The organism is Burkholderia sp. YIM B11467, assembly GCF_052952715.1.
Genome location: NZ_JBQVSQ010000002.1, coordinates 503,411 through 528,841, shown reverse-complemented (window position 1 = coordinate 528,841; position 25,431 = coordinate 503,411). Strand labels below are relative to the sequence as shown.

Annotated in this window: 17 protein-coding genes and 1 pseudogene; 16 read left to right on the top strand and 2 right to left on the bottom strand. The window is 64.1% G+C overall.

Annotated elements, in window-relative coordinates; genetic code table 11:
* The first annotated feature begins 13 nt into the window (after positions 1-13).
* The 14 genes from ACTRWB_RS09515 (at position 14) to ACTRWB_RS09450 (ending at position 22,001) form a co-directional block, all read left to right on the top strand.
* Positions 14-2,272: a serine/threonine protein kinase gene (locus ACTRWB_RS09515; RefSeq protein ID WP_446901714.1), complete on the top strand. Its 2,259-nt coding sequence runs from the start codon at positions 14-16 to the stop codon at positions 2,270-2,272.
* Positions 2,259-3,389, top strand: coding sequence for a type VI secretion system protein TssA (tssA, locus tag ACTRWB_RS09510; RefSeq protein ID WP_446901713.1), 1,131 nt, complete (start codon positions 2,259-2,261; stop codon positions 3,387-3,389). Before ACTRWB_RS09515 ends, tssA begins: the two co-directional genes overlap by 14 nt.
* An 82-nt stretch (positions 3,390-3,471) precedes the next feature.
* Positions 3,472-4,026 (top strand): type VI secretion system contractile sheath small subunit, encoded by a 555-nt coding sequence (tssB, locus tag ACTRWB_RS09505; protein WP_193100533.1) that lies wholly within the window; start codon positions 3,472-3,474, stop codon positions 4,024-4,026.
* Complete coding sequence (tssC, locus tag ACTRWB_RS09500) at positions 4,019-5,527, top strand: type VI secretion system contractile sheath large subunit (protein ID WP_419689420.1); 1,509 nt, start codon at positions 4,019-4,021, stop codon at positions 5,525-5,527. Before tssB ends, tssC begins: the two co-directional genes overlap by 8 nt.
* A 47-nt stretch (positions 5,528-5,574) precedes the next feature.
* On the top strand, positions 5,575-6,066 hold the full coding sequence (locus ACTRWB_RS09495) for an Hcp family type VI secretion system effector (RefSeq protein WP_027791618.1): 492 nt from the start codon (positions 5,575-5,577) through the stop codon (positions 6,064-6,066).
* 26 nt (positions 6,067-6,092) lie between these two features.
* Positions 6,093-6,641, top strand: coding sequence for a type VI secretion system baseplate subunit TssE (gene tssE, locus ACTRWB_RS09490; RefSeq protein ID WP_412024538.1), 549 nt, complete (start codon positions 6,093-6,095; stop codon positions 6,639-6,641).
* Between the two features lie 4 nt (positions 6,642-6,645).
* Positions 6,646-8,517 (top strand): type VI secretion system baseplate subunit TssF, encoded by a 1,872-nt coding sequence (gene tssF, locus ACTRWB_RS09485; RefSeq protein ID WP_446901712.1) that lies wholly within the window; start codon positions 6,646-6,648, stop codon positions 8,515-8,517.
* Positions 8,442-9,620, top strand: coding sequence for a type VI secretion system baseplate subunit TssG (tssG, locus tag ACTRWB_RS09480; RefSeq protein ID WP_446901711.1), 1,179 nt, complete (start codon positions 8,442-8,444; stop codon positions 9,618-9,620). Before tssF ends, tssG begins: the two co-directional genes overlap by 76 nt.
* Before the next feature lie 12 nt (positions 9,621-9,632).
* Positions 9,633-12,290: a type VI secretion system ATPase TssH gene (gene tssH, locus ACTRWB_RS09475; protein ID WP_446901710.1), complete on the top strand. Its 2,658-nt coding sequence runs from the start codon at positions 9,633-9,635 to the stop codon at positions 12,288-12,290.
* Positions 12,287-14,560 carry a type VI secretion system tip protein TssI/VgrG gene (gene tssI / locus ACTRWB_RS09470; protein ID WP_446901709.1) on the top strand — a complete coding sequence of 758 codons (2,274 nt, stop codon included), beginning with the start codon at positions 12,287-12,289 and terminating at the stop codon, positions 14,558-14,560. Before tssH ends, tssI begins: the two co-directional genes overlap by 4 nt.
* 56 nt (positions 14,561-14,616) lie before the next feature.
* Positions 14,617-15,240 (top strand): hypothetical protein, encoded by a 624-nt coding sequence (locus tag ACTRWB_RS09465; protein ID WP_419689426.1) that lies wholly within the window; start codon positions 14,617-14,619, stop codon positions 15,238-15,240.
* A 17-nt stretch (positions 15,241-15,257) separates the two neighbouring features.
* The gene (locus tag ACTRWB_RS09460; RefSeq protein ID WP_446901708.1) at positions 15,258-16,556 is read left to right on the top strand and encodes a hypothetical protein; all 1,299 of its coding nucleotides are present in this window, start codon (positions 15,258-15,260) and stop codon (positions 16,554-16,556) included.
* Positions 16,553-21,235: an RHS repeat-associated core domain-containing protein gene (locus ACTRWB_RS09455; protein ID WP_446901707.1), complete on the top strand. Its 4,683-nt coding sequence runs from the start codon at positions 16,553-16,555 to the stop codon at positions 21,233-21,235. The genes ACTRWB_RS09460 and ACTRWB_RS09455 overlap by 4 nt, the downstream gene beginning before the upstream one ends.
* Positions 21,236-21,248: 13 nt before the next feature.
* Entirely contained in the window at positions 21,249-22,001 is a 753-nt protein-coding gene (locus tag ACTRWB_RS09450; protein WP_446901706.1) for a PoNe immunity protein domain-containing protein, read from the top strand.
* A gap of 163 nt (positions 22,002-22,164) precedes the next feature.
* Here ACTRWB_RS09450 and ACTRWB_RS09445 read toward each other — a convergent pair whose 3' ends face one another.
* A complete protein-coding gene (locus ACTRWB_RS09445; RefSeq protein ID WP_446901705.1) occupies positions 22,165-22,353 on the bottom strand; it encodes a hypothetical protein in 189 nt (62 codons plus the stop codon).
* 193 nt (positions 22,354-22,546) lie between these two features.
* Here ACTRWB_RS09445 and ACTRWB_RS09440 point away from each other — a divergent pair, with 193 nt between their 5' ends.
* Positions 22,547-23,962, top strand: a complete 1,416-nt coding sequence (locus tag ACTRWB_RS09440; RefSeq protein ID WP_446902037.1) for an ISNCY family transposase — start codon at positions 22,547-22,549, stop codon at positions 23,960-23,962.
* A 213-nt stretch (positions 23,963-24,175) separates the two neighbouring features.
* Positions 24,176-24,718: pseudogene (locus tag ACTRWB_RS09435) on the top strand (helix-turn-helix domain-containing protein); the annotation flags it as partial.
* Here ACTRWB_RS09435 and ACTRWB_RS09430 read toward each other — a convergent pair.
* Positions 24,691-25,422 carry a GntR family transcriptional regulator gene (locus tag ACTRWB_RS09430; protein ID WP_048247721.1) on the bottom strand — a complete coding sequence of 244 codons (732 nt, stop codon included), beginning with the start codon at positions 25,420-25,422 and terminating at the stop codon, positions 24,691-24,693. The pseudogene ACTRWB_RS09435 and the gene ACTRWB_RS09430 overlap by 28 nt on opposite strands.
* Between the last annotated feature and the right edge of the window lie 9 nt (positions 25,423-25,431).

Here is a 25,431-nt window from a genome sequence, read left to right as displayed (position 1 = left end):
AGAGGTGGTGGAGATGAAGGACCCAGGATCGAGAGACAACGAGCACGACACCGCGACACGCGGCGACGCATCCGAATTCACGGTGCGGCCGCTGCCGCTCGGCCATCGCCTGGGCGAACTGCAGCTCGACGAGGTGCTGGGGATCGGTGGTTTCGGGATCGTCTATCGCGCGTTCGACCGCACGTTGCGGCGCGCGGTCGCGATCAAGGAGTACATGCCGTCGATGCTCGCGACGCGCGGCGGCGATTACACGGTGTCGCTGCGTTCCGAGCGGTTCGCGCAAGCGTTCGACGCGGGGCGCGGCGCGTTCCTCAACGAAGCGCGCCTGCTCGCGCAATTCGACCATCCGGGGCTCGTCAAGGTCCTGCACTTCTGGGAAAGCCACGGCACCGCATACATGGTGATGCCGTTCTACGAAGGGCGCACGCTCAAGCAACTGCTCGACGGCGGCATGCGGATCAGCGAGACGCAGTTGCGTAACATCGTCGCCGCGCTGCTCGGCGCGCTCGACACGCTGCATCGCGCGCAGTGCTTCCATCGCGACGTCGCGCTCGACAACGTGCTGATCCGCCCGAACGGCAGCGCGATCCTGCTCGACTTCGGTGCAGCGCGCAAACGGATCGGCGATCTCGTCGACGACGGCGCGATGATGATCAAGCCCGGTTACGCGCCGATCGAGCAGTACACCGACGACCCCGCGTTCAGCCAGGGGCCGTGGACCGATCTCTATGCACTCGGCGCGGTGATGCACGCGATGATTACCGGCGAACTGCCGCCCGCGGCCGTCGTGCGCAGCATCAAGGATACGTACCGGCCGCTCGCATCGCGCGAGTTGCCGGCCGGCGAGGTGTACAGCCCGGCGTTCCTCGCGGCGGTCGATCATGCGCTGCAGTTGCGGATTCCGGATCGGCCGGAATCGGTCGCGGCGTTCGCGGCGGAACTCGGATTGCGGGATTTCGACCGGACGGGTGGGGGATATGGCGCGGCGGTCGTGCCGGTGGGCGATGCGGGCAGCGGCGGGGACGGGAAGGGCGATGCTTCCCCAGCGGCCGGCACCGCGTCGGCTGGTGCTGCGGCAGCTATCGGCGAGGGTAGGGCTACGTCGGACGTGCAGTCGTCGCGACCCGGGCGGGCGGACGATGTGTCGGTGCCGGCGGAGACCGCATCTGTTTCGTCTGCGGTGTCCGGTGCGCCATCGGCATCGACGGCGGCCGCGCAAGGCGCCGCGCTTGCGGCTGCGGGAACGATGGCAGCGTCGGCAGTGCGTGCGGCGCAGCCGGTCGGGTCCGTTGGACCCGGCAGCAGTGAAAGCGAGCGCGCAAAGGAACCATCCGCGGCCGGTACGCGATCGGCAAGCGCCGACGCCGACATCGGAAAGCGTGGTGCAGCGGATGCCGGGAATACGAGCCCGAATGCCGGTGCTGCCAGCGCGACCGCGCCGCATCCCGCCGCATCGGCATCATCGTCGGGCGGCGCATCCACACCGTCCGGCATTCGACCCGGCCCCGCACGCAACCGCCGCATTCCCGTCTACGTCGGTAGCGCACTCGTCGCGTTGATCGCCATCGGGCTCGCCGCGACCTATCTGTCGCGTCCCGCCCGCGTCGCCGACGAGGCGTCACCCGGCGCGAGCCAGCCGCTGGCCGGCACGTCATTGCCCGCGAGCGCGCCGGACGCCGCGCTGGCCCAGCGCGGACCAACGCCGACCGTCGTGCCGCCGTCGAGCCTGCCGGCCGGATCGTCGGAACAGGTTCCGCCGCCGCCCGTCGCCGCCGCACCGGCCAGCACGCCAGCCGTCGAAGCCGCTGCCGCCGCGCCGCAGGTCGCGACCACCGTCACGAACCCGGCCCCGTCGCAAGCCGGCTCCCGTTCGACCATCGCGCCGGCCGGTAGCCTCGACGCGTCGGAGCGCGTCGTCAATGTGCCGCCGTCGGAAGTCGCCGCGCGGTCGACCACGACGCCAGCCCCGGCGCCGAATCCGCCGCCACCACCGGAAACCGACACGACCATCGCTGCCGTGAACGTGCTGCCTGCCGAGCCACGTCCGCCGAAGACGCAGGAAACCGTCCAGGTGCGCTTCAGCGTGCGGCCGTGGGGCGACGTCTACGTGAACGGCGCACGGCGCGGCGCGAGCCCGCCGCTGCGCTCGGTATCGCTGACGCCGGGCGTGTACCAGATCGAGATCCGCAACGGCTCGCTGCCGCCGATGCGCCGCACGCTGGCGGTCGATTTCGGCAGCAAACCGATCAACATCGACTATGCATTCGAATGACATCAGCCAGGCGGCGCTGGCCGCCGCCGCGTTTGCTCCCGGGTCGCGCGGCGTACCGTGGGCAACGCCGCGCGCCGACCTGATCGACGGGCTGCTCGCGGACGTCGCGCCCGATGCACCGTGCGGCGCGAACCTCGAATACGACGCCGAGTTCCTGCAATTGCAGGAGCGTGCGACGCCGCGCGCCGAGCAGCAGTACGGCGACACCGTGATCCCGGCCGAGGCGCCCGACTGGCGCGCGGTCGAGCGGCTCGCGCTTGCGCTGTCCGCGCGCACGAAGGACCTGCGCGTCGTCGCGTATCTCGCGCGCAGCTGGACCGAGCAGCACGGCGTTCCCGGCTATGCGGACGCGCTCGCGGTCGTCGCGAACCTGCTCGAGCGCCGGTGGGACGACCTGCATCCGCGGCTCGACGCGGACGGCGAACCCGACCCGACGCCCCGGATGAACGCGCTCGCCGATGTGGCCGGCGCGCACGACTGCGCGCGTGCGGCGCGCCGCCAGCCGCTGTTCGACGGCGGCCCGAGCGTACGCGACGCCGAGCGGCTGCTCGACGGCCGCGACGAAGCGGGCAGCTCCGTGGCAGGCAGCCGCGACAGCCTGGTCGCCGCGCTGTCGGCCGCGCGCGACGACGGTACGACACCGCTCGACGCGGCGCGCGCCACGTTGCACGCGCTGGATGCGATCCGCGTGTGCGTGACGGACAAGCTCGGCCGTGAATGGGCGCCCGATGAAGGCGATGCGGAGAAGGCGTTGCAGCGGATCGTGCGCGAGGTGCCGCGGCCCGAGCCGCGACCGGGTGCGCCGGACGGCGCGGTGTCCGCGCTGCAGGCGGCATCCGGCGACGCGTTGCAGGCGGGTGGCGCACAACCCGCGCCGGCGGCGATACCGAACGGCCATGCGTGGCGCGATGCCGACGTCACGAGCCGCGACGACGTGCGGCTCGGCCTCGACAAGATGTGCCGCTATTTCGAACTGCACGAGCCGAGCCATCCGGCGCCGCTGCTGCTGCGGCGCGCACAGCGGCTGCTCGCGCTCGACTTCTACGAAATCATCCGCGATCTCGCGCCGGAGAGTTTGCCGAAGCTGGACCTGCTGAGCGGCGAGCGAAGCGAATGAAACGAACCAAACGAACGAAAGGGGCCGCCACACCGGCGGCGACCACGGACTGCGTAACCTGATCGATGCGAAGGAGTAGACGATGACGGACAGAACCAAGGCGGCAGGCAGCGGACAGAAGTTCATCGCGCGCAATCGGGCGCCGCGCGTGCAGATCGAGTACGACGTCGAGACCTACGGCGCCGAGCGCAAGGTGCAGCTGCCGTTCGTGATGGGCGTGATTTCGGACCTGGCGGGCAAGCGTGCCGAGCCGCTGCCGGACCTGCCCGAGCGCAAGTTTCTCGAGATCGACGTCGACAACTTCGACGAGCGGATGAAGTCGGTCGCGCCGCGTGTCGCGTTCCAGGTGCCGAACACGCTGACGGGCGAAGGGATGCTCAACGTCGACATGACGTTCGAGCAGATCGACGATTTCTCGCCGGCCGCGATCGCGCGCAACGTCGACGCGCTGCGCCGGCTGCTGGAAGCGCGCACCGAGCTGTCGAACCTGCTGTCGTACATGGACGGCAAGCACGGCGCCGAACAGCTGATCGAGCGCGCGATCAACGATCCCGACCTGCTGAAGACGCTCGTGCGCGAACCGCCCGAGCCGGCGCAGCGCCGCGACTCGACCCAACCGGAGGCCCGCGATGAATGACCCCGTCCAATCCCGCGCCGACGCGCGTGACGCCGCGCAGCCGGCCGTCGCGCACGACGAATTCGCCGCGCTGCTGCAAAAGGAATTCAAGCCGAAGACCGCCGAGGCACGCGAGTCGGTCGAGCGCGCGGTCCGCACGCTTGCGCAGCAGGCGCTCGAACATACGGTCGGCATGACGACCGACGCGTACGGCAGCGTGAAGCAGATCATCGCGGAGATCGACCGGAAGCTGTCCGAGCAGATCAACCAGATCCTCCATCACGACGAGTTCCAGACGCTCGAGGGCGCCTGGCGCGGCCTGCATTACCTCGTCACACACACCGAGACCGACGAGCTGCTGAAGATCAAGGCGCTGCCCGCGTCGCGCAACGAGGTCGCGCGGATGCTGAAGCGCTACAAGGGCGTCGCGTGGGACCAGAGCCCGCTGTTCCGCAAGATCTACGAGGAAGAATACGGGCAGTTCGGCGGCGAACCGTTCGGCTGCCTGGTCGGCGATTTCCATTTCAACCACAGCCCGCCCGACGTCGAGATGCTCGGCGAGCTGTCGAAGATCGCGGCGGCCGCGCACGCGCCGTTCATCGCCGGCGCGTCGCCGGAGCTGATGCAGATGGATTCGTGGCAGGAGCTGTCGAACCCGCGCGACCTGACGAAGATCTTCCAGAACACCGAATACGCGGCGTGGCGCAGCCTGCGGCAGTCGGAGGATTCGCGCTACGTCGGCCTCGCGATGCCGCGTTTTCTCGCGCGGCTGCCGTATGGCGCGCGCACCAACCCGGTCGACGAATTCGACTTCGAGGAAGACACCGACGCCGCGAACCACGACCGTTATACGTGGGCGAATTCGGCCTACGCGATGGCCGCGAACATCAACCGCTCGTTCAAGCAGTACGGGTGGTGTTCGTCGATCCGCGGCGTCGAATCGGGCGGGGCGGTCGAAGGGCTGCCGAGCCATACGTTCCCGACCGACGACGGCGGCGTCGACCAGAAATGCCCGACCGAGATCGCGATCAGCGACCGCCGCGAGGCCGAGCTCGCGAAGAACGGCTTCATGCCGTTCGTGCACCGGAAGAACTCGGATTTCGCGGCGTTCATCGGCGCGCAGTCGCTGTATCAGCCGGCCGAGTATCACGATCCCGACGCGACCGCGAACGCGCGGCTGTCCGGCCGCCTGCCGTACCTGTTCGCGTGCTGCCGCTTCGCGCATTACCTGAAGTGCATCGTGCGCGACAAGATCGGCTCGTTCCGCGAACGCGACGACATGGAGCGCTGGCTGAACGACTGGATCATGAACTACGTCGACGGCGACCCCGTGAACTCGTCGCAGGAAACCAAGGCGCGCAAACCGCTCGCGGCCGCGCAGGTGGTCGTCGACGAGGTCGAGGACAACCCCGGCTACTACACGTCGAAATTCTTCCTGAGACCGCACTACCAGCTCGAAGGGCTCACCGTGTCGCTGCGGCTCATCTCGCGGCTGCCGACCGCGAAGGCGGCAAACGAGTGAACGGCAACCGGCATTCAACCTGACATCGCACCGAAACGGAGACGGCAATGGGCGTGGCAATGTTTATGAAGGTGGACGGCGTGACCGGCGAATCGGCCGACGCGCAGCACAAGGGCTGGACCGACATCCAGTCGTTCACGTGGGGCGCGAGCCAGCCAGGCGCGATGGCAAGCGGCAGCGGTGGCAACGCGGGCAAGGCGAGCTTCAACGATCTCGTCGTCGCCGCGTACATGGACAAGGGCGCGCCCGCGATCATCAAGAACTGCGCGAACGGCAAGCATCTTTCTTCGGTCGAGATTTCGGCGTGCAAGACAGGCGGCACGCAAGTCGAATTCATGCGCGTGACGCTGCAGGAAGTGCTCGTCACGTCCGCGCAGGTCGCGGGTATCGACCCGGGCGACGTCGCCGACCGGCTGATGATGCACTACGGCTTCCAGGCCGCGAAGGTGAAGAAGCAGTACTGGCAGCAGAACGACAACGGCGGCAAGGGCGCCGAGGTGACGGTCGGCTGGAACATCAAGGAAAACACCGAGATGTGACGGGTCGAACCCGCACGGAGACGACCATGGACGACCCGCGAACCCGCGACGGCCGGGAGGGCAGCCTGCGCGACCGGCTGCAGCCCGCGCTGCTCGACCGGCTCACCGACGATGCGCCGCAGCGCACGGCCGAAGCACCCGGCGCGCAATGGATCGGCACCGAGCGGCTGCGTGCGGCCGTGCTGCGCGATCTCGCGTGGCTGCTCAACACGCGCAACGCCGAGGACGGCTTCGTCGACTGGTCGGCGTTCGCGCATGCGCAGGCGTCGGTGCTCAACTATGGCATGCGGCCGCTCGTCGGCAAACCGATGTCGGGCGTCGAGCGGATGTCGGTCGAGGCGTCGATCCGCGACGCGATCGTCCGTTTCGAGCCGCGCATCGCACCCGACAGCGTCGAGGTCCGCAGCGTGCTCGACGCGCCGGGCGGCCGGGCCGGCGAACGGCGCCACAACGTGCTGCTGTTCGAGATCCGCGGCACGCTGTGGTCGATCCCGCATCCGCTCGAATTCGTGCTGCGCTCCGACCTCGATCTCGAGACGGGCGCGATGTCGCTGCAATCCGTGGCGGGAGCCTGACGCGATGGATACGCGCCTGCTCGACTACTACAACCGCGAACTCGCGTACCTGCGCGAGCTCGGCGGCGAATTCGCGCAACAGTTCCCGAAGGTCGCCGCGCGGCTGCGGCTGCACGAATCGGGACCGCCCGACCCCTACGTCGAACGACTGCTCGAAGGCTTCAGCTTCCTCACCGCGCGCGTGCAGCTGAAGATGGACGCCGAATTCCCGCGCTTCACGCAGGCGCTGCTCGACGCCGTGTATCCCGGCTATATCGCGCCGTTGCCGTCGATGGCGATCGTGCGGTTCGCGCCGATGATGAACGAAGGCAGCCTCGCGCAGGGCTGGCGGCTGCCGGCCGGCACCGCGCTGCGCGCGCGGCCGGCCGCGTCCGAGCAGACCGCGTGCGAATTCCGCACCGCGCACGACCTGACGCTGTGGCCGCTCGAACTGACCGATGCGACCGTCACCGGCGCGCCGTCATGGCTGCCGCGCGGCGCCGTCGCGGCGCGCCAGGACGTCCGCGGCGCGCTGCGCATCCGGCTGAAGGCGCGCGGCGGCGCCAGGCTCTCGCAATTGCCGCTCGACCGGCTGACGTTCCATCTCGCCGGCCCCGAGCGCGACGCGCTGCATCTGCTCGAACTGATCGCCGCGCATGCGCTCGGCGCCGTGTGCCACGACCCGGGGCAGCCGCCGCGCTGGCTGCATACGCTCGACGCCGATGAGATCGTCCACGAGGGTTTCGATCCGGCACAAGCGATCCTCCCCGATGACGGCCGCAGCTTCCACGGTTACCGGCTGTTGCGCGAGTATTTCGCGTTTCCGGCGCGCTTCCTGTTCTTCAGCATCGGCGGGTTGCGCGCCGCGCTGGCGCGTGCGACCGGCGACGAGTGCGAGCTGACCGTGCTGTTCGACCGTCACGATGCGGCGCTCGAAGCGGCCGTCGATGCACGCCATCTCGCGCTGAACTGCACGCCGGCCGTGAACCTGTTTGCACGCCGCGCCGACCGCATTCCGCTACAGCCGGGCGCGCGCGAACATCATGTCGTCGTCGATCGCAGCCGGCCGCTCGACCATGAAGTCTATGCGGTGCAACGGCTCGCGAGCGAGCAGCGCGACGACGGCCAGTCGCGCGAATTCAGGCCGTTTCACGCGTCGTTCGCGGGCGATAACGGTAATCACGGCGCGTACTACACGGTGCGGCGCGAGCCGCGGCTGGTGTCCGCGCAGGCACGCGCAAACGGCACGCGCACCGGTTATGTCGGCAGCGAGACCTACGTGTCGCTCGTCGACAGCCAGTGCGCGCCGTACGACGAGACGATGCGCTATCTGTCCGCCGACACGCTGTGCACCAATCGCGATCTCGTGCTGCTGCAGCCGCCCGGCGACGCGAACACGTTCACGCTGCGCGTATCGGCGCCCGTCGAGCGCATCGTCGCGATTCGCGGCCCGTCGCGGCCACGCCCGCCGATCGCCGATGCGCAAACCGCGTGGCGGCTGATTCGCCATCTCGGGCTCGCGCGGCACACGCTGACCGATCTCGACGACGACGAGGGCGCGCATGCGCTGCGCGAACTGCTCGGCCTGCACGCCGATCCGGCCGACGCCGCGATGCGCCGGCAGATCGACGGCGTGCAGCGCGTCGCGTTCTCGCCCGTATTCCGGCTGCTACCGGCGTCCGGGCCGCTGATGTTCGGGCGCGGCGTGCAGGTCAACGTGACTGTCGACGACCATGCGTTCTCCGGCGACAGTCCGTTCCTGCTCGGCGCGGTGCTCGAACAGTTCTTCGCGCGTCACGTATCGATCAACGCGTTCGCCGAATGCGTGCTGACCAGCGTACAGCGCGGCACGCTCGCGCACTGGCCGGCGCGCATCGGCAGGCGGCCCGCGATATGAAGCGTGACACGTCTCCCGGCGCGCCGCCGGCCACCGAAACCGCCCGCCGCGACGCATGGTGGGCGCGGTTGCGGGCCGCGCCGCACGGTTATGACCTGTTCCAGGCGCTGCGCTGGCTCGACGCGCTGTCGCCAGGGCACGCACCGCTCGGCCATGCCGCGCGGCCGCGCGACGAAGCGGTGCGGCTCGGGCAGCAGCCGTCGCTCGCGTTCGCGGCGTCGATGCTGGCCGGCGTGTACGAGAACGGCGCCGCGCCGCCGCGCATCGCGATCCACGGTTTCGGGCTGTTCGGGCCGAACGGGCCGCTGCCGACGCATCTGACCGAATACGCGCACGAGCGCGCGGCCCAGCACGACGACCCGACGTTCGCCGCGTTCGCGGACCTGTTTCATCACCGGCTGATCCTGCTGTTCTACCGCGCGTGGGCCGATGCGCAGCCGACGGTGAGCCTCGATCGTCCGGAGCGCGCACGGTTCGACGGTTATGTCGCGAGCCTGATCGGGCGCACGGCGAACGGCGACAGGCCGGCCGTGCACGCCGGTGCCGGTACGGGTGCCGATGGCGACACGCTCGCGCCGCATGCGCGTTATTTCCATGCGGGCCATCTCGTGCGGCACACGCGCAACCCGGAAGGGCTCGTGCAGATCCTGCGCCGGCATTTCGGCGTCGAGGCGCGCATCGTCGAGCACGTGCCGCAATGGGTCGCGATCGAGCGCTCGCAGCGCTGCACGATCCGCGCGACACGGCCGACGTTGCGCGTCGGCGCCGTCGCGCTCGGCGTCGCGGTACGCGATGCACAGTCGCGCTTCCGGATCGTGCTCGGCCCGCTCTCGCTCGATGCGTACCGCCGTTTCCTGCCGGGTGGGCCGCACGCGCGGCAGCTCGCGTTATGGGTGCGCGAATACGTCGGCATCGAGTTCGACTGGGACGTGCAGCTCGAACTGGCGGCCGACGCGGTGCCCGCCATCGCGCTCGGCAAACCGCAGGGTATCGGTCGCACCGCGTGGCTCGGGCAGCGGCTCGAACCGGGCCCCGCGCGCGACCTCGTCGTCCGCTACGACGTGCGGGGCGGCGCCACGGCCCTTCATCGCGAAACCGCCTAACCGGGAACCGTCATGTCCGATATCGGCCGCGTCAACCTGTTCGGAAAACTGAATCCGTTCCTCTACGAGACGCTCGAGCAGGCGACCGGATTCTGCCGGCTGCGCGGCAATCCGTATGTCGAACTCGCGCACTGGTTCAAGCAGATGCTGCAGCGGCCCGACGGCGACCTGCAGCGCGTGCTGCGCCACTTCGAGATCGATGCGGCGACCATCGACCGCGGGCTCGTCGCGGCGCTCGACCGGCTGCCGCGCGGCGCGGGATCGGTGTCGGACCTGTCCGTGCATATCGACGACTCGGTCGAACGCGCGTGGGTTTATGCCACGCTGAAATACGACGCGACCCGCATTCGCGGTGCGGTGCTGCTGCTCGCGATCCTGAAGACGCCGCAGTTGCGCAACGTGCTGGTGGCGATCACGCGCGAATTCGAGCGCATCGTGCCGGATGTGCTCGCAGATCAACTCGAATCGATCGTCGACGGTTCGCCGGAGGCGCAATCGGCTGGATCTGCCATCACGGGAGGTGACGCGGCCGTACGCGGAGCAGCGGCCGCCGATGGCTCGGCGCTCGCGCGCTTTGCCGTCGACCTGACCGCCCGCGCGCGGGCCGGCGAGATCGACCCGGTCGTCGGTCGCGACGCCGAGATCCGCCAGATCGTCGACATCCTGCTGCGGCGCCGGCAGAACAACCCGCTGCTGGTCGGCGAGGCCGGCGTCGGCAAGACGGCTGTCGCGGAAGGTTTCGCGCTGCGGATCGCGGCCGGCGACGTGCCGCCGTCGCTGCGCGACGTCGCGCTGTACCTGCTCGACATCGGGCTGCTGCAGGCCGGCGCGAGCGTGAAGGGCGAGTTCGAAAGCCGGCTGCGGGGCGTCATCGACGAAGCGATGTCGTCCGAGCGGCCGGCGATCCTGTTCATCGACGAAGTGCATACGCTCGTCGGCGCGGGCGGGGCGGCCGGCACCGGCGACGCCGCGAACCTGCTGAAGCCCGCGCTCGCGCGCGGCCTGCTGCGCACGATCGGCGCGACCACGTGGTCCGAGTACAAGCAGTACATCGAGAAAGACCCCGCGCTAACGCGGCGCTTCCAACTGGTCCACGTTCACGAGCCGGAAGAGACGGCCGCGCTGACGATGCTGCGCGGCCTCGCCGCGAAGCTCGAAGCCCATCACCGCGTGCTCGTGCTCGACGACGCGCTGCAGGCCGCCGTCACGCTGTCGCATCGCTACATCCCCGCCCGGCAGTTGCCGGACAAGGCGATCAGCCTGCTCGATACGGCCTGTGCGCGCGTTGCCGTCAGCCAGCACGCGGTGCCCGCGCCGATCGAGGATGCGCGCCGCCGCATCGACAGCCTGCGCGTCGAGCAGGAGCGGATCGGCCGCGAGTGCGCGCTCGGCACCGGCGATGCCGCGCGGCGCGACGCGATCGACACCGACATTTCGGACGCGCAGGCCGCGCTCGACCAACTCGACGCGCGTTGGCAAACCGAACGCAATGCATTGGCGGCGATCGTCGAATCCCGAGCCACGCTGCTCGACGACGATCCGTCGCACGAACTCGACGCCGCCACGCGCACCGATATCCAGGCGCGCCTCGCCGCCGCGCAGCAGGCGCTGGCCGACGTGCAGGGCGATGCGCCGCTCGTGCTGCCCGCCGTCGACACGCATGCGGTGGCGGCCGTCGTCGCCGACTGGACCGGCATTCCGCTCGGCCGGATGGTGCGCGACGAAACACAGGCGGTGCTGAAGCTCGCCGATACGCTCGGCGAACGCGTCGTCGGCCAGCGGCATGCGGTCGAACTGATCGCCGAGCGGATCCAGACCGCACGCGCGAAGCTCGACGATCCGACCAAGCCGCACGGCGTGTTCCTGCTGTGCGGCCCGTCCGGCGTCGGCAAGACCGAGACCGCGCTCGCGCTGGCCGACACGCTGTACGGCGGCGAGCACAACGCGATCACGATCAACATGAGCGAGTTCCAGGAGGCGCATACCGTCTCGACGCTGAAGGGCGCGCCGCCCGGTTATGTCGGTTACGGCCAGGGCGGGGTGCTGACCGAGGCCGTGCGCCGCCGGCCATACAGCGTCGTGCTGCTCGACGAGATCGAGAAGGCGCACCGCGACGTGCACGAGATTTTCTTCCAGGTGTTCGACAAGGGCTGGATGGAGGACGGCGAGGGCCGCGACATCGATTTCCGGCACACCGTGATCCTGCTGACGTCGAACGTCGGCGCCGATCGCGTGATGCAGCTGTGCCGCGATCCCGACCGTCTGCCCGGCGTGCAGACGCTTGCCGATGCGTTGCGCGCGCCGCTGCTCGACGTGTTTCCGGCCGCGCTGCTCGGCCGGCTGACCGTCGTGCCGTATTACCCGCTCACCGACGCGACGCTCGCGCGCATCGTCGCACTTCAGGTGCGGCGGATCGAGAAGCGGATCGACGCACATCACGGCATCCGGCTGCGTTGCACCGACGCGGCGACCGCGCTGATCGTCGAGCGTTGCCGGACCATCGAATCCGGCGGCCGGATGGTCGACGCGATCCTCACGCATACCGTGATGCCGCGCATCAGCCGCGCGATCCTGCAGGCCACGCTCGAAGGGCGCGCGTTGACGTCGATCGAGGTGAGCGCGGCCGGCGGCGAATTCGCTTACCGGTTCGACGAGGAGGGAGCGGCGTGAATCGCGTCTTCACACTCGACAGCCCGCACGGCGACGACCTGAAATTCCACACGCTCGACGGCGGCGACGAACTCGGCCGGCTGTTCGAATTCCGGATCGAGGCGCTCGCCGACAGCCACAGCCTGTCGCTGAAGGACATGCTCGGCAAGCCCGTGACGGTGCGGATCGAACAGCAGGACCAGTCGACGCGCTACCTCAACGGGATCGTTGCGCGCGCATCGCTTGCCGGCCGGCGTGCCGAGCGGTACTACGGCTACGAACTGGTCGTGCGCCCGTGGCTGTGGCTCGCGACGCGACGCTCCGACTGCCGGATCTTCCAGAACAAGACCGTGCCCGAGATCGTGCAGGAGGTGCTGTCGACGTACGGCTTTCCGATCGAGAACCACCTCGTCGAATCGTATGTGCCGCGCGAGTTTTGCGTGCAGTACAACGAGACCGATGCCGCGTTCGTGTCGCGGCTGATGGAGTTCGAGGGCATCTATTACTGGTTCCGGCACGCCGAGGACACGCATACGCTGATGCTGAGCGACGCGATGTCGTCGCACACCGCGCTGCCCGGTTACGAGACGATTCCGTACATCGCGCGCGACCGCACCGCGATCGCCGACGAGGAACACATCGACGGCTGGCTGCCCGCGCAGGAGGTGAGCGTCGGCAAGCACCAGACCACCGACTACGACTACACGAAGCCGCGCGCCGATCTTTCTTCGCAGAAGGTCGATCCGCGCGGCCACGATCACGACAGCTTCGCGTCGTTCGAATGGCCCGGTGGATATCGCGACGACGCGCCCGGTGCGCACTACAGCCGCGTGCGGCTCGAGGAACAGCAGGCCGAACATGAGCGCGCGAACGCCGATACCGATGTGCGCGGGGCGGCGCCTGGTTATCTGTTCACGCTTGCGCATTGCCCGCGTGCCGACCAGAACCGCGAGTACCTGATCGTGCGATGCCAGTACCGATTCCAGGAGAACGCGTATGCGAGCGATCAAGGCGCGGAGGCTGTCGTGCATCAGACGATGATGCTCGTGCAACCGTCAAGCTTGCCTTATCGGTCGCCACGTGAGACGCCGAGGCCACGGACCAACGGGCCGCAGACGGCCACCGTCGTCGGGCCGCCCGGTGAGGAAATCTGGACCGATCAATACGGGCGCGTGAAGCTGCAGTTCCGGTGGGATCGGTACGGGCAGAGTAATCAGGATTCGTCGTGCTGGGTGCGGGTGTCGAATCCTTGGGCTGGCGGTGGGTTCGGTGGCGTGCAAATTCCGCGTGTGGGCGACGAGGTCGTGGTCGATTTCCTGAATGGTGACCCGGATGAGCCGATCGTGACCGGGCGTGTTTATAACGGCGAGAAGATGCCGCCTTGGGGCTTGCCGGGGAGTGCGACGCAGAGCGGGATGCTGTCGAGATCATCACCGGGTGGGACGACCGAGCATGCGAATGCGTTCCGGTTCGAGGACAAGAAGGGCGCGGAACAGCTGTGGATGCACGCGGAAAGGAATTTCGATGCGGAGACGGAGGCCGATCACTCGCTGTCGGTCGGGAACAACCATATGCATACGGTCGGGAACGACGAAACGATGCAGGTGAAGAACAATCGGCAACGGAGTGTGGGGCAGAACGAGACGGTGAATATCAAGCAGCACAAGGCTGCGCAGATCGGGGGGAATGAGACGCATGGGGTGACCGGGAATCGCAGCGTGACCGTTGACGGCAATAGCTCGCATACGGTGACGAAGGGCAATCACAACCTCGCGGTGGTCGCCGGCACGCATGATGTCTTTGTCGAAGGGAACAGCACGCATGTCGTTGGCACCGGGTCGTATGTGACAAAGGTCAATGCCGGAGACCATTCCGTGGACGTCAACAAAGTCGCTTCACTGGCAGCCGGCAAATACATCGACATGGGTGCAGGAAAGAGCGGCGTGTCGATCAACAAGGACAACATCGGCGTCTCCATCGGCGGAACCGCAAGCGATACCGGTGTCGGGATCAGCGGCCAGGATGGCGGTGTGGTCATCGCCGGATACGGCAAGGGCGTCAACATTGCAGGCTATGCACCGGGCGTGACGATTTACGGCGAGAACGATCTCAATCTTTCCGGCAAGTCGACGGCCAATCTTCAGGCACCGACGGTGAATATCGACAACGGCAAGGACAGCTGCAACGTCAATGTCAATGCGACAAAGATTGTTCTGGCAACCGGCGGCGGTTCAGTCACGCTCGACGGTTCGGGCGTGACGATCCAGGGAACGATCGCCCACATCAATTGATTTCGACCGGCGGGCTGCCGGCTGCCCGATTGCATTCGAAGCATGGGAGACGTTCGATGGAAAACGAATCGGATCAGATGACGGTCAATGAAACGCTCGAAGCGGAAACGGTCGATGCGCTGCGTCGGCTGTTCGCCAGCGATTTGACGCCGGATCGCACTCCGTCTGCGGAACACCACGAATCATCGACATTGATCGGCGAAGTGACCGATACGCATCATCCCGATGCGATGGGACTCATTCGCGTGAAGTGGTCGGGGCAAGACGGTAAAACGTGCGAACGCTGGCTCGAATGCGTGGACGGTGTGAAACCCGGTATCGGCGATCGTGTGCTGCTGCAATCGCCGGTGAACTGGCCCGAACCGCTGATCGCCGGAATGCTGAAGCGGAAGGGAAATGGCGAGCCGGTCGAGCCGATTGTCGAGCCTGCCGTAGCGCTTTCGCTTGAAGCCGACAAATGCGTGCAGATCGCCGATGCGGCGGGCACTCCGTTGCTGCAGGTGCGCGCATCGCCGGACGGACCGGTCGTGACGCTGCTGAACCGGAACGTGAACATCGAAGTCGCCGGTAAGCTGAGACTGAGTGCGCAGACACTCGAACTGGAAGGTGGGCGGGGCGGTGTCGACATCCGGACCGAAGCGGACACCGTGGTGCGCAGCCGATACGTTCGCTTGAACTGAAACGGCGGCCCGACGACATGCACCGCGAATTCGCCACCATCGAATCGTCGCTTGAGGCGTTCATCGATCAGCCTGACGATCCCACGTTGCTACTCGAAGCAACCGACAACGACATCGTGCCCGTGCTGAAGATGATGCAATCGCTCGACGAGCGTGTCGGCGACGCGATTTTCCTGATCTTTCCGTTTCCGTGCGACTCGGTCGACGCGTATTTGCAGACATGCATGGCGGCGCTTGCTCGTCAAATCGACGACGAAAGCAATGCACGCGTCGAGCGCGGTGAAAAAGGCTGGCCGCCGTTGCCTCTGACTTGTACCGATCAAAGGCGCTCGCCTGTGCAGCGATTGCGTGACGCTATCGCTCACGTGCACACGCTGGTTCCGGAACGTGTGAAAGTCGTTTGGGCATGGTTGCCGTCACCGATGGGCGACTTTGGCGGCTTCGCGAAGTTGGTGCTGCAATGTCTGGCACTGAACGGCTTTGAAGACTGGATGGAAGGGCATCGGTTCTGCATCCGCGACGACCGGAAGCATCCTTGCCTGATTCCGCTCGCTCGCGAGAAAAAAGCAGAGCACGTGTTGATTCTTCTTGTCGATTTCTCGTCAGAAAAGGCAACCCGGAATCTGGTCGACATCGCGAACGACGCGGCGCATCCGATCGAACAGCGCATGGGTGCGTTGATGCAGATCGCCGGTATCGACCTTGCGCACGGCAGGCTGCCCGACGCACAGCGCAAGTATTACGCGCTCTTCTCATTTCATGCGGAACGGAAGGATTCAACGGGTTGTGCAGTCGCGTTGCACGGCTTGGGTGACGTGGCACTGCGCCACGGATCGCCACGCGATGCAAAGGACTGGTACGTGCGAGCGCTGCCGGCAGCGCTCGACGGCCGGAATCTGCTGGTCGTGCTCAATGCGCTGATGGCGACAGGTGGCTGTTGCAACACGCTCGGCGAGCATGCGAAGGCGGCGACCTATTTCGATCTGGCGAGCGGCGCCGCCGGCAGGCTGATGCTCGTACATACGAAGATCGAGGCGATGGAGAAAGGCGGTGTCGCCCTGCTGGCATGTGGCCAGGCAGCGGAAGCCGCGAAAAGCTGGATCGCCGCGAAGGGGCTATGCGAGCAGTTTGGCTGCGAACGACAACGCATCGCCATCCTTGATCGACTTGTGTCGCTTTACGGAGACGCCGGCCTGAAAACGGAGGCGAGAGCGTACGAGCTGGAGAAGGATCCGCTATACATGGCTCGCCTACGTGGAACGGCTACGGCAGCTGCGCGCGAGGCAATGGCCGGATATGAACGGGCAAGGCAATGAGCGAATCCGAACCTCGTTTTACGCGTGCGTCCGATTCGTCCGAAAGTCACACGACGCAATCGGAAACCAAAGCGGACACCGCGTGCGATTCGCTGCTCGGTACGGTCAAGTCGACTCTCGATCCGTTCAAGGAAACGTTCTCGTCGAAAGGGAGCACGCTCCATCATGTCAGCGAGGCGGTAAATTCGCTTGCATCCTTGCAGGGCATGCCGTCGCAGTTGCTCAACACCGGCATCGCGCAGATCCCGCTGCTCGACAAGATGCCGGGGATGCCGGCAGCCACTATCGGCGTTCCTCACCTCGGCACGCCACATGCGCACGGTCATCCTCCGAGCAACGGCTTTCCGCTGCCTAGCGTTGGCACGACGATCGGCAGCGGTTGTTTGAGTGTTTTGATCGGCGGGATTCCTGCAGCCCGGGTGCTGGATATCGGCTTCGCTCCTACCTGTGGCGGGCTGACGCCTTACTTCGACATTCAGACAGGCTCGAGCAATACGTTCATCGGCGGGATGCGTGCGGCACGCATGGGAATCGACATCACGCGGCATTGCAATCCGATGGGGCATGTGGGGAAGTCGGGCGGTGAAGCGGCGAGTGCTGCCGAGAAAAGCGAAGAGGTGGCGAGCGAGGCAGCGCAGGTGTCTGGCCGGGCGAAGTTGCTGGGGAGGGCAGGTAAGGCGTGGTCGGTTGGTAACGCGGCGGTTGGGCCTGCGTCAGGGGCGGCGACTGCCGCTGACGATGCATGGCAAGGAGAGATCGCGGCCGCCGCGATGACGGCCGCGCAGACTGCCGCGGATCTCGCGTTCATGATGCTCAGCAATCTGATGGGCAAGGATCCCGGTATCGAGCCAAGTATGGGCACGCTGCTCATGGGTGATCCGACGGTGCTGATCGGCGGGTTTCCGCTGCCGGACTCGCAGATGATGTGGCATGGGGCGAAGCATGGGATCGGGAAGAAGGTCAAGACCAAAATAACGAACAGGCAAAAGGAAGCCAGTCCTTGCAAGGATGGACATCCGGTCGATGTGGTCAGAGGCACCGCGGAAAACGAGTTTGTCGACTACGAGGCGCACTCGGCGCCCGCTTTCAAGTGGGAGCGCTACTACTGCAGCGGCTGGAGTGAGCAGGGTGGAGAGCTTGGCTTCGGGTTCCGGCATTGCTTTCTGCACGAGTTGCGTCTGCTGCGCACGCAGGCGATATACGTGGATAGCCTCAACCGGGAATATCCGATTCGCCGGAATGCAGCCGGCCGTTATCAAGGCGTCTTCGCCGGCTATGAACTGGAGCAGCACGACGGGCGTCGCTTCGTGCTCCGCCACGGTCGGCTCGGGGACATGTTTTTCGAGCGTGCGAGCGAAGCTGACCGCACAGCCAGGCTTGTGAACCATATCCGGGACGGCGTCGAGAGCACGCTGGAATATGCGCGTAACGGCGCACTTATGCGCATCACCCAAGAGGAAGGCCGCGACCTTCGTCGGCAACTGATCGACTTTGGCTACGATGACCGCGGTCATATCGTTGAGCTTTACCTCACGGACCCGCAGGGGGAGGTGAAACGTATCGTCCACTACCGTTACGACACGACCGGATGTCTGGTGGCGTTTACCAATCCCCTCGGCGCGGTGATGTCGCATGGGTATGACGGCCGGCGTCGGATGGTCCGGGAAACGGACGCAAACGGTTACTCATTCTCTTACCAATACGACAGCCAGGACCGCTGCATCGAGAGCATGGGCCAGGACGGGCTGTGGCATGTGTCGCTCGACTATCAGCCGGGTCGCACCGTGGTGACGCGTGCCGATGGCGGCAAATGGACATTCCTGTACGACCAGGCGCGCACGGTGACACGCATCGTCGATCCGTATGGCGGAGTGAACGAGCGCGTCACCGGCGACGACGGTCGAATCCTTCACGAGATCGATTCAGGCGGACGCGTCATGCGCTGGCTCTATGACGAGCGAGGGCATAACACGGGACGCACGGACCGATGGGGAAATCGCTGGCCGACGAGAGACGAAGCCCCTGTCTTGCCGAACCCATTGGCGCATACCGTACCGGTTACGCCGCTTGGTCTGCAATGGGGAGAGGTCAAGCCTACAGAGCTGACAGATATGGTTCTGCTTCCCCCAGAAATACAGAAAGTTGCGGAATCGCTATTTCAGCAGCCCGCATTTTCTCCCAGCGAACAACATGATGCCAGCGGGCAGGTAGTTGCTCGTACAGACGAACAAGGGGGAGTTGAGCAATTCCGACGCGATGCTGCCGGAAATATTGTTCAAGTCTGCGACAAAGACGGACGCGAGTACCGGTACCGCATCGCATCGTGGAACCTGCGCGAGAGCGAGACCGATCCGCTGGGCAACGTTGTCCGATACCGGTATTCACCCAAACAAGAGATCACGGCTATCGTCGATGCGAATGGCAACGAAAGCGCGTACGCGTATGACTACAAGGGGCGCATTACGAGCGTTATACGGCATGGCGTGGTACGCGAGACCTACGCGTACGATGCGGGCGACCGGCTAATCGAAAAGCGCGATGGGGCAGGAATCTTGCTGTTGCGCTTCGAGGTGGGCGAAAGCGGCCTGCACAGTAAGCGCATCCTAGCGAGCGGTGAAACGCACACCTACGAGTACGACCGTCGCGGGAATTTTACAAAAGCGTCGACGGACAAGTTCGACGTCACGCGCACTTATGACGCACACGGCCGCCGCACCGGGGAGAAGCGCGACGGACGCGGCATCGAGCACGTATATGGCGACGGACGGCTACGCAGCACGACATACTTCGGGCGCTTCACGGTGCGCTACGAAGCCGAGGCCGATGGTGAAGTGCTCATCCACGCTCCAGTCGGAGGTACTCACCGACTCCAGCGCTCCTCCGATGGTCAGATTTTGCTGCGCCTCGGCAATGGTGCCAATGTGTTGTGCCGGTTCGATGCGCACGGTCGATGCGTCGGTCGACTCGTGTGGCCTGAGGGGCGTCCAAAAGAATGCCACCGTGTTGCGTATCAGTACAGCGCGATGGGCGAACTGCGGCGTGTGATCGCTAACACAACGGGCACCACGGAATATCTCTACGACGACGCACATCGCTTGATCGGCGAGAGCCACGACGGATGGCCCGTGCGACGCTTCGAGTACGATCGCAGCGGCAACCTGTTGTCGGCGCCGACGTGTCAGTGGATGCGCTATACAGACGGCAACCGCCTTGCGACGGCATCGCACGGCGCATTTTACTACAACGATCGCAACCACCTGGCCGAGGAAACCGCCGAAGATGGCCGGCGCACGACTTGGCACTACGACAGCATGGACCTGCTGGTGAAGGTGCGTTGGAGCGATCGGGACGAAGTCTGGGAGGCGGAGTACGACGGACTTTGCAGGCGCGTCACCAAGACGATGGGCAAGATCCGCACCGAGTTCTACTGGGACGGAGATCGGCTGGCGGCGGAATTGGGACCTGGCGGGCAGTTGCGGATCTACGTCTATGCGAGCCAGAGCGCGTATCTGCCATTCATGTTCATAGATTATCCGTATGCAGATGCGCTACCGGAATTGGGCCAAGCGTACTTTGTTTTTTGCAATCAGGTCGGTGTACCGGAATGGATCGAGGACGCCGAGCGCCGGAAAGTGTGGATGGCGGAGGATATCGACCCCTACGGAGCGGTTCTGGTTGCAGCAGGAAACAGCGTGGGTTACGCACTTCGATGGCCTGGACATTATTTCGATGTCGAAACAGCGCTGCATTACAACCGATTCAGATCATATCGACCGGCGATGGCGCGCTACTTGCAATCGGATCCAGCGGGTCAATCGGGTGGCGTGAATTTATATGCATATGGAGCAAATCCGCTGGTCTACGTGGACGTATTGGGGTTGACGACGTGCCCAATTCATGGCGATGCATGCCCGGAGAATTGTTCGGAATCAGGTTCGGACCAGGAAGCAACGCCGAAAAACGAGGACAATCCGTCTGAACAGCACGAGGACGAGTCAGCGGATTCGCAAGATCAGGACCTCAGGGCAGACTGGGAAAGAAGACAGAAAGAAAATGCTGAAATTGCAAAGGAGAGAATTTCAGAATTGCTTAAAAAGGAGGGCGAAGAACTCAAGAAATATTATAGCAGCAAAGAGTACGATGACGGGTTCGGGAGTGTTTACCCCCTGCGAGGCTCAGAATATTTAAATAGATTAAAAATAATTGAAAATGAAAAAGAAAGACAAAAGAAAATAATCGCCAGCGCAAATGAAACCATCGAAAAACACAGGAATGCCGCATTTGCCGAATATACCGCCAACGAGCGAATGAAGGTCAAGGACTACGAACCACTTGGCAAAACCGATGAACCCTACCAACCTGGAGAAACAGGAATTGATGGCGTCTACAAGAATCCGCACCCTCCACCTAATTATATAATAACCGAGGTGAAATTCGAAGGAGCCCCGCTTAAAAAAAATCTCGCCGACCGCACGAATCAGATGGATGATGTATGGGTTGATAAACGATTAAATAAGGCTGTGAAAGATGGCAAAGAGGTTGCGGCGATTAAAAAGGCAATGCAGGATGGTAAAGTGGAGAAGTGGCTACTTGATGTTGACAGATCAGGCAGAATAAAAAAAACACTTATTGACGCGAATGGTGATGTTATCCGCAGCTCGACCATTCCGAAATTTTGAGGGATTGTAGATTATGCTTCGTGACAAGCGCAAGGCGAACGAGTATTTTGATCATTGGATTGGGTTTGATGCGGTGCAAATGAGGGAAACCCAGGTCCGGCTGGATTCCGGTGCCATTGTTTCGCCTTATGGAAGAGTGATTACGTCTTATCAACAGTCCGACGGAATATTGCGTCGGGTAATCATGAGATATTCGCGCGGAGATGACCTGGCCGATTTACATGACGACATGGTCTTATTACTGACAGCCCGTGAACAGATTCTGAAATTTTGCGATGCTCTGCCTCCTGAAGAACAACCTGCACGTGTCATATACGAACGTCTATCTTTCGATAACTATATCGACTGGTTTTGGTGGCTGTCTCTTGCTGTCTGCCTGGGCATGGAAAGGGCGCATGTTCACCAAGTACTCGCGCTGATAGGCAATGCAGGTCAAGATGCCCTTATCGATCGCCTGGCAGTCCAGCTCGGCGAAGAGCGGACTGTGGGCGGAAAATTAAAGTTTCCGGCGCAATATGGGAACTTACTTCAAGCATTAGATGCCTGTTCTCAAGAGCAGCAAGAAAAATTCGTAAAGACGTTTCTTGACGGTTGGTACGAAGGTAGTTCCCAGGCAGCCTGGTACGAAAATCATCACGGTGAAGACGTTGGCTACTTTGGCTACTGGTGTTTCGAAGCGGCGCTGGTGGTGAAATTATTCGGAATCGACGATGCCAGCTTTTGTGACAATCCGTACTACCCCGCTGATCTCGTACGCAGCCATTGAACGTAAGCGACCGATCAGTACCGTAGAGTAGGACTTGTACGACGAGAGCAATGCGATGCTATCGGACGGGCTCGACGTGAGTAGTTGGCGGCAGCGAGTAGGCATGCGTTGGCCGTAGAGCAAAGCAAAGATGTCAATACGAGATGTCTGTACCACAAGGCACTCAGAGAAGGAGCTGCAACATGATCGCGAGGCCGCCGAACAGGCCGACTATCTCAGCGAAGATCCCTGCGGTTCTGTTGATGCTGCCGACAAGATGGGTAAGACCTGTTGCGACAGCGATGGTGAGAACCCCACAGCCGAGAACGGATAGCAGGTTGACACCGGGTGCAAATATGCCGGAAGGTTCCATGGGAGTGTTCTCCATCTCATAAGTGGTTCGAATGATTTTACATAACGTGAATTATCGATAATTTGTGTGTGGGAGCAAAATTGTAATGTCGCATCTGGGCAAAGTTGAAATGTCGTAGTTCGAGGGGTTGAGCGCATGCTGGCGGCGATTTGGACTGCCGGAGCGCATCGTGGGCCATCCTGGACTGATCACCATGAGCATGCGTGAGCTGGATCGTCTCAAGGTCGTGGAAGCCATCGTCGAGCAGCGTCTGATGCCTTGGCGAGCCGCAGAACGGCTCGGGATCAGTCGACGACAGATTGAACGACTGGTCGCCCGGTATCGTGCTGCTGGCCCGGCCGGACTGGTTTCGCAGCGTCGTGGCCACGTGAGCAACCATCAACTGCCCGAGGATCTGGCTCATCGAGCCTTGAGCCTAATTCGCGAGCGCTACACCGATTTTGGCCCGACGCTGGCCTGCGAGAAGCTGTGGGAATGTCACGGGCTGCAGTTGTCGAAGGAAACGGTCAGGAAGCTGATGACGGACGCTGGGCTCTGGATTCCGCGCCGGCAACGACCGCCCAAGGTCTACCAGCCGCGAGCGCGCCGGGCATGCCTGGGCGAACTGGTGCAGATCGACGGCAGCGATCATCGATGGTTTGAGGAGCGGGCGCCGGCCTGCACGCTGCTGGTGTACGTCGACGACGCGACGAGCCGGCTGATGCATCTGCACTTCACGGCAACCGAATCGACCTTTAGCTACTTCGAGGCAACGCGGGCGTATCTGGAGCACTACGGCAAGCCAGTAGCGTTCTACAGCGATAAGTACAGCGTGTTCCGCAGCCCGAAGGCCAGCAAGACCGGCAGCAGCGTGACGCAGTTTGGTCGGGCCATGTATGAGCTGAACATCGACACGTTCTGCGCGAACAGCAGCTCGGCCAAGGGACGTGTCGAGCGAGCGCACCTGACGCTGCAGGATCGGCTGGTCAAGGAGTTGAGATTGCGCGGCATCAACACGGTGGCCGACGCCAACGCTTATGCGCCCTCCTTCATCGCCATGTATAACGCGCGCTTCGCGAAGCCGCCGCGCAGCGACTTCAATGCGCACCGGCCGCTGCGAAACGACGAGAATCTGGACCGGTTGATGACCTGGCGCGAAACGCGCCGGGTCTCGAAGTCGCTGACGGTGCTGTACGACCGAGTGCTGTATCTGCTGGAGGATACGCTTGAGAACCGGAAGCTGATTCATCGCTACATCGACGTCTGGGAGTACCCGGATGGTCGGATCGAAATCCGGGCAGATGGCGAGGCATTGCCATGCCGCCTGTACGACAAGCTGGCGGAGGTCGATCAAGGCGCGATCGTCGAACACAAGCGCTTGAGTCACGCGCTGCAAGTGGCGGAAGCGATGCAGGCGCAGCGCGACAATCGGCGGATCTCCGGTTCTCCGTCACGCACCAATCGGGGACTGCCGGTACGGGCCAAGGTATCGGCTCCAGACGTCAAGAAACAGCGTGCGTTCACGGAAACAGACGTCGAGGCGGCCATCTTGCAGATCGCGTCTCGAACACATCAAGCAGAAACAGAAACGGGCCGCGGCGGACAACCAAGGCCCGCTGATCGAGCGTAAGCGCCCTGCTACTTCAGGCTTGTTCCTTCGACGCTGAATGACGAGAAAGCCGATGAAACATGCGACATCTGTATTTAGCTGGCGCTACGACATCTGAATCCGGGTATGACATTTGGTGTAGGTCCCAAGTTCAGATGTCGCGTTTCCGCTAAATAAAAATGTCGCGTTTTGGCCTGTAGGTTGATCGCCGACACCCCACAGGGAGCGCCGGCAATGAACGCGACTGGGACGATCACGATGACGATGCATGAAGTGGATCGGCTGAAGGTCATTGAGGCGGTGGCCGAGTGCCGGCTCAAGCCCGGCCAGGCAGCCGACCGGCTGAGATTGAGCGTGCGGCAGGTTGAGCGCCTCGTGTTGCGCTATCGCGCGGCCGGCGTGGCGGGACTGGTGTCGGGCAAGCGTGGGCGCCCAAGCAATCATCAGTTGCCTGCTGGCAAGGCTCAACGGGCGCTGGCGCTGATCCGAGAGCGCTACGCCGATTTTGGGCCGACGCTGGCGTGCGAGAAGCTGCGCGAATGTCATGGCATTGATCTGGCCGTCGAAACGGTTCGTACGCTGATGATGGCTTCCGGCCTGTGGATTCCGCGCAAACAGCGCCCGCCGAAGGTCTACCAGCCGCGGAATCGCCGCGCGTGCCTGGGCGAACTGATTCAGATCGACGGCAGCGACCACCGCTGGTTCGAGAACCATGCGCCGGCCTTAACGATTCCGACGAGCCCCAACACCTACCTCGTCGATCGCTTCAGCCGCATCGACAACGAAAAGCTGTCCGCACGGTGCACCGTCACGGAAAACTCAAATGCTTCACCGGTGGCATCCAGATAGCGGCGCGAAATCCTCAACACGGCTGCACCACGCTCAAGCCTGAGCCCCTTTCCTACGCGTTCATCCGTCAGGGTCGACGCGCGTACGTCCTGCTCGATCTCCGCGATCTGGCGGCCATAGCGCGATTCGATCAGGGCGCTGACGAGCTCCGTCGATTTGCGCACCATCTCGCCGACGTCCGTGTATGCCGGATCGATATAAATATCCGTCCAGGCCATCGGGGCGTCGGCCCGGCCCTCCTCCAGACGGATACTGGAAATTCGCAGTAAAGGCGTCCCCTCCGCGCAGCCGATCTCTCGCGCCAGATCTCCTTTTACCTTGACCGTTCCCACCGATTGCACGTGGCGCGAATGCTCGACGCCGAACTGGACGAGATCGTCCACCGAGGCAAGCGTCGGCCGAAACCTGGCCTGGGGACTCGATGCCTCCACCCGCGTACCCACGTTCTTGCGGCGCGACACAAGTCCCTGGTCCTGCAATTCCTGCAGCACGGCGCGGATCGTGTACCGGCTCGCGTTGAACTGCTCGCACAACTCGAATTCCGTGGGAAGCAGAGTGCCGACCGGGAAGCGCCCGCTGGCGATCCCGTCAAGAAGTTGCCTGGCGATCTCCGCCGCGTTGGTTTTGCTCATCTGGTTCGA